The sequence below is a fragment of the Pseudonocardia sp. D17 genome, from assembly GCF_036984265.1.
GTDB classification, from domain to species: Bacteria; Actinomycetota; Actinomycetes; order Mycobacteriales; family Pseudonocardiaceae; genus Pseudonocardia; species Pseudonocardia benzenivorans.
The window spans coordinates 1-5,678 of sequence record NZ_BPRG01000029.1 but is presented as its reverse complement, the minus strand read 5'-3'; the positions used below and the strand labels follow the sequence as shown (position 1 = coordinate 5,678).

General features: G+C 69.1%; 3 protein-coding genes and 1 pseudogene. 3 read left to right on the top strand and 1 reads right to left on the bottom strand.

All coding sequences use genetic code 11. From position 1 onward, the window contains the following. Positions 1-114: 114 nt before the first annotated feature. Genes PSD17_RS04125 through glcF form a run of 3 tightly spaced genes read left to right on the top strand, consistent with a single transcriptional unit; the run spans position 115 to position 3,976 of the window. Positions 115-1,233 carry an FAD-linked oxidase C-terminal domain-containing protein gene (locus PSD17_RS04125; protein WP_339121637.1) on the top strand — a complete coding sequence of 373 codons (1,119 nt, stop codon included), beginning with the start codon at positions 115-117 and terminating at the stop codon, positions 1,231-1,233. Then, positions 1,233-2,501: an FAD-binding oxidoreductase gene (locus tag PSD17_RS04120; protein ID WP_339121635.1), complete on the top strand. Its 1,269-nt coding sequence runs from the start codon at positions 1,233-1,235 to the stop codon at positions 2,499-2,501. The genes PSD17_RS04125 and PSD17_RS04120 overlap by 1 nt, the downstream gene beginning before the upstream one ends. Positions 2,502-2,527: 26 nt before the next feature. Then, entirely contained in the window at positions 2,528-3,976 is a 1,449-nt protein-coding gene (gene glcF, locus PSD17_RS04115; RefSeq protein WP_098959497.1) for a glycolate oxidase subunit GlcF, read from the top strand. Positions 3,977-4,190: 214 nt separating this feature from the next. Here glcF and PSD17_RS04110 read toward each other — a convergent pair. Then, positions 4,191-5,366, bottom strand: a pseudogene (locus PSD17_RS04110) (ISAzo13 family transposase); the annotation flags it as partial. Positions 5,367-5,678: the final 312 nt, after the last annotated feature.

Genomic DNA, 5,678 nt, shown 5'->3' with positions numbered 1-5,678 from the left:
GATACTTCCTCGGTGCTGCCATGACTCTCATCCTCCACTGGATTGAGAGCCTCCATCAGACCCGACACGAGACATACTTCTTGGTGATCTCACGTCTGGCACCCATCGACAGCGATCAACCTTGGCCTGACCCGCGCGACGACGCCGGACGGCTACTACTTTGCGCCGGACCCCTCGAGCCAGTCCGTGTGCTCCATCGGTGGCAACGTCGCGGAGAACGCCGGCGGGGCGCACTGCCTCAAGTACGGCTTCACCACCAACCACGTGGTCGGCCTCGACCTCGTCACCCCTGGTGGGGACCTCGTCAAGATAGGCGGGAAGGCACCCGATCCGCCCGGCTACGACCTGCTCGGTGTGCTGGTCGGTTCCGAGGGCACGCTGGGGATCGTCACCGAGATCACGGTGCGTCTTACCCGGCTTCCGCAGGAGGTCCAGACGGTTCTCGCCGGCTTCCGGTCCACCGACGACGCCGGGGCGGCAACCTCGGCGATCATCGCCGCCGGGGTCATCCCGGCCGCGATCGAAATGATGGACGCCCTGACGATCGAGGCCGCGGAAAAGGCGGTCGCGTGCGGCTATCCCGACGGCGCCGGCGCGGTGCTCGTCGTCGAACTCGACGGGGCCGCGGCCGACGTCACCGGTGAGCTGGCGGAGGTGTTGCGCCACTGCGAGGCCAACGGCGCCTTTGAGACGCGCATCGCGGCTGACGACGTCGAGCGCGCCCTGATCTGGAAGGGCCGCAAATCCGCGTTCGCGGCCGTCGGGCAGATCAGCCCGGACTACATTGTCCAGGACGGTGTCATTCCGCGCACGGCCCTGCCGCAGGTCCTGCGGCAGATCGCCGCGCTGTCGGCCGAGCGTGGAGTGCGGGTGGCCAACGTCTTCCACGCAGGCGACGGCAATCTCCACCCGCTCGTGCTCTTCGACGACGCAGAGGAGGGGGCCGCCGAACGCGCTGAGGAGGTCGCCGGCGGTATTCTCGAGCTCTGCATCGCCAACGGCGGCTCTATCACCGGCGAGCACGGCGTCGGCTCTGACAAGGCGAGGTACATGCCGAAGATGTTCACCGAGGAGGATCTCGACACCATGCAGGCAGTGCGCTGCGCGTTCGACCCGGAGGGCATCTCCAACCCCGGTAAGGTGTTCCCCACGCCGCGGCTGTGCGGCGAGCGGCCCGGGCGCCGGCAGGGCGTCCACCCGCTGTCCGAGGCCGGGCTCGCGGAGGTCTTCTGATGACCCGGAACCGAACCAGCACTGCGGCGCCTGACCTCGCCGCCCTCTCCCGCAGCCTCGACGGCGCGGGGGAGGTACGCGAGGCCGGTCCCGGGGACGCAGTCGACGGCGTCCCCGCTGCTGCCGTCGTCCGACCCACCTCGATCGCGGGGGCCTCGGCTGTCCTGCGCGAGGCCACAGGCCAGGGCCTGGTCACCGTGGCCCGGGGCGCCGGCACCGCACTGGACTGGGGCTGCCCGCCCGAGCGCGTCGACCTGCTGCTCGACGTCACTCGGCTGAACCGGCTCGTCGAGCATGAGGCGGGCGACCTCGTCGTCGTCGCCGAGGCCGGCCTGGCGCTGCGCGACCTGCAGGAGGCCGTCGGGGAAGCAGGCCAGGAGCTGGTAGCCGATGTCCCGCGCGCTCGCTACACGGCCGGTTCCACCGTCGGCGGGGCGCTGGCCACCGCAGCGAGCGGTCCGCGCCGGCTGCAGCGTCTGGCCCTGCGTGACCTCGTCCTCGGTGCCACCGTGGTGCTCGCGGACGGGACCGTGGCAACGTCTGGCGGCAAGGTCGTCAAGAATGTCGCCGGGTATGACCTCGCCAAGATCATGACCGGGTCCTACGGCACGCTCGGGATCATCGTGCGGGCCGCGTTCCGCCTGCACCCGGTGCGCCCGGCCCGGGCCTACGTCCTGCGCACGGGGCCGCTGGAGGAGGTGGCCGACCTCGCCCGCGAGGTGATCGGGTCACAGCTCGCCCCGGCCGCCGTCGAGATCGACCGACAAGCCGGCAGTGACGAGGCCGTCCTCGCCGTCCTCCTGGAGGGGACCGGTGACGCTGTCGCCGCCAGGGCCGCGGAGACCGCCGCTCTTGTCGGTGGCGCGGTAGGCGAGGAGCCGGCCTGGTGGGCGCGCCTGCCCGTCGGGGACACCACCGCCAAGGCGACGGCGACCCTCATGGGAGTGAATGCCCTGCTGCGGGCGGCACGGTCGGCCGAGCAGGCGCACGGCGCCGCGGTCGCGGTGCGCGGCTCCGCCGTTGGCGTGCTGCACGCCGGCATCACCACACCCACCGCCGCAGCGTTGGCCGGTGTCGTCACCCGCCTGCGTGCCGCCGCACCTGGGCCGGGCGAGGGCACCGTGACCGTGCTGACGGCCCCGGCCGAACTGCGCGCGGGCCTGGACGTGTGGGGTCCGGTCGGCGGGCTGGAACTCATGCGCGGCATCAAGCAACGCCTGGACCCGGGCCGCAACCTTGCGCCCGGCCGATTTGTGGGAGGCATCTGATGAGCATCGAGACCCCCAAAGGACAGATGGGGACCGCCGAACCGGCAGAGGCTGCCAGCACGCTGCCCGATGTCCTCGGGCTGGCCGCGTTCGACGACCACCACGCGCCCTCGCGCGAGCTCATCGACGACTGCGTGCACTGCGGCTTCTGTCTGCCCGCGTGTCCTACCTACAACCTGTGGGGCGAGGAGATGGACTCGCCGCGCGGGCGCATCTACCTCATGAAGCAGGGCCTCGAGGGCGAGCCCATGAGCTCGTCGATGGTCCAGCACATCGACGCGTGCCTGGGCTGCATGGCATGCGTCACCGCCTGCCCCTCCGGGGTGCAGTACGACAAGCTTATCGAGGCCACCCGCCAGCAGGTGGAACGGCGCGGTTCCCAGCACCGGTCCTTCGCGGAGCGGGCACTGCGCGAGGGCATCTTCGCCCTGTTCCCGCACCCCGCCCGTCTGCGCCTGGTGCGCGGGCCCCTGGCGCTGTACCAGAAGAGCGGCCTGAGCAGGCTCGTGCGCGGTTCCGGGGTGCTCGAGAAGATCTCGCCAACGCTGGCGACGATGGAGGCGATCGCGCCGCCGATCGAGCGGCGAGTCAACATCCCCGAGGTGATGCCGGCCCGCGGGCCTCGGCGGATGACTGTGGGGCTGCTTCTTGGCTGCGTCCAGCGCGAGTTTTACCCGGGTGTGAACGCCGCCACCGTACGAGTGCTGAACATGGAGGGCTGCGATGTCATCACCCCGCCTGCCCAGGGCTGCTGCGGCGCGCTGTCGGTGCATTCCGGGCGAGAGGTCGAGGGGCTGCGCTATGCCCGGGCGTTGATCGACTCCTTCACCGCCGCCGGTGTCGAGCGCGTCGTGGTCAACTCCGCCGGGTGTGGGTCGACGATGAAGGACTACGCCCACCTGCTCGCCGACGACCCGGACTACGCCGAGCGTGCCCAGGCCTTCTCGGACAAGGTCCGCGACATCTCAGAGATCCTCGTTGAGCTTGGCCCGGTAACCGAGCGGCACCCGCTGCCGGTGACAATCGCCTACCATGACGCCTGCCACCTCTCCCACGCGCAGAAGGTACGGTCTCAACCCCGCCAGCTGCTCCGCGCGATCCCCGGCCTGACCGTCAAGGAGATCGCTGACGGCGACCTGTGCTGCGGCTCGGCCGGGATCTACAACCTGACCAACCCCGAGCCCGCGCGCGAACTCGGCGACCGCAAGGCGGTCAACGTGGCAGCCACTCGGGCCGAGCTGCTCGTGACCTCCAACCCGGGCTGCCTGCTGCAGATCACCGACGCCCTCGCACGCCAGGGTAAGCACATCTCCACCGCCCACATGATTCTCGTGCTCGACGCCTCACTGCGGGGCCGGGACGTGCAGACCCTGCTGCAGGAGGCGCCGACGGCTACCGCACTCACCGGCACAGCGACCGAGGCGACCGAGGCGTCCGGTGGATGCGCTTGTGGCAAGTCCGGCGGCTGCGGCTAGCCACAACAGGCACATACGTCACAGGGGGCACTCCTGGTTGCCTTCGCCAAACCGGTTGGGCGGTGACCGACACCCGATAGCGAGGGACCAAAGTGACAGAGGGTTATGACCTATTCGCGATGGCCGACACGCTCTCCCGAATCCTCGATGCGCCAGTTAGGGTCCGCGATGAATTAAGTCAGTGGGTGTCGGGCGTGTCGCTGGTGAGCGTGACTGGTCGCGGGTGGAGGGTGTAGTTCCATTCGCCGTGGAAGGTGTCGCGGGTCAGGATTCCGTTGGTCTGCAGTGCTTTCATCGTCTCGTTGGGGATCTTCACGCCGGTGGCGTAGGGGGTGGTGTCGAGTTCGGCGTGAACACGCAGTCCGCTGGTGGTCGTGGTGGCGGCGATGGACTCGACGATGACTTCATGGCTGGTCAGTGGGCGCCCTCGCCAGTTCATGGAGATGTGGGAGAAGAGCCGGTGCTCGATCTTGTTCCACTTCGAGGTCCCGGGCGGCAGATGAGCCACGGTGATGGTCAGTCCGGTGGCAGCGGCCAGGGCGGCGAGCTCGGTCTTCCACATTCTGGTGCGCGAGCCGTTCGAACCGCCGCCGTCGGCGCAGATCAGCAGGCCGGACGCGTCGGGATAGGTGAGCGTGCCGGTGGTGGTCCACCAGGAGCGGATCGTGTTCACGGCGAACTCGGCGGTGTCGTGGTCGGTGCCCACCGACACCCAACCGGCGTCGGCAGCGACGTCGTAGACGCCATAGGGATTGGCCTTGCCCAGTGCCGGGTCGATGAAGTCGTGGACCTTGACCGGGACCGGGGTCCGGGCCGGTGACCATTCCCGCCCGCCGTTCTTGTAGGCGCCGACGAGCTCCTTCTTCTTGGTGTCGACGCTGATCACCGGATTACCGGCGTCCATGTGCTGGCGGACCTGGTCGTTGAGGTGGCCGAACTGGGCATCGCGGTCGGGATGCTGGCCCCCCTCGGTGGTCTTGGCGTTGGCCTGCAGGCTGTAGCCCTGCTCGTGCAGCAGCCGTCGGACCACGTAGTCACTGACTCGGTGACCCTGCTCGGTCAGCGCCCGCGCCAGAGCACGGGTGGATTTCAACGTCCACCGCAACGGCGACATCGGATCCCCGCGGGTGACCGGGTCGATCAACGCCTCCAGTGCTGCGACCAGGCCCGGGTCGTGGACCTCAGCCCGCTTGCGGCCACCACCGGGCCGGCGAGACGCCACGACCGTGGCAGCATCAAGGTCCTCGGTCTCACTGCGGCCCCGGCGCACCGTGTCCGCCGCGACCCCCACTGCCCGGGCGACCACACCGACCCCGCCCGGGCCGAGCTCAGCGGCCTCGGCCCCCAGCCACAACCGACGCTGCAACTCGCTCAGGTGTGGGCGCAGCACCTAATATCGCCGCGCCAACGACTCCTTCAGGTCCGCCATAGCACAACGATAACCGCCACAACCCTGAAAACGAGGTTCATTCATCGCGAATCCTTACGATCGACGACAGAGACTTTACGGGGCTCTTCGCGGGTCGTGGTGAACGGCCTGTTGTGATCGGCGTTCACGTCACTGCTCGCGCGGCGCTGGTCAGGAGTATACGGACCCTGTGACCTGCCCTGTGGTTCTCGGACAGTGGATACATTAGTGGCTCTTCACAGATGAGGGTGTAGGCGGGGTCGGAATCCGCCGGCTTCGAGCAGGGACCTCGCG

Coding starts and splice junctions, on each gene's coding strand:
- PSD17_RS04120 (WP_339121635.1), top strand. CDS start 1,233: ATGACCCGGAACCGAACCAGCACTGCGGCGCCTGACCTCGCCGCCCTC.
- glcF (WP_098959497.1), top strand. CDS start 2,528: ATGGGGACCGCCGAACCGGCAGAGGCTGCCAGCACGCTGCCCGATGTC.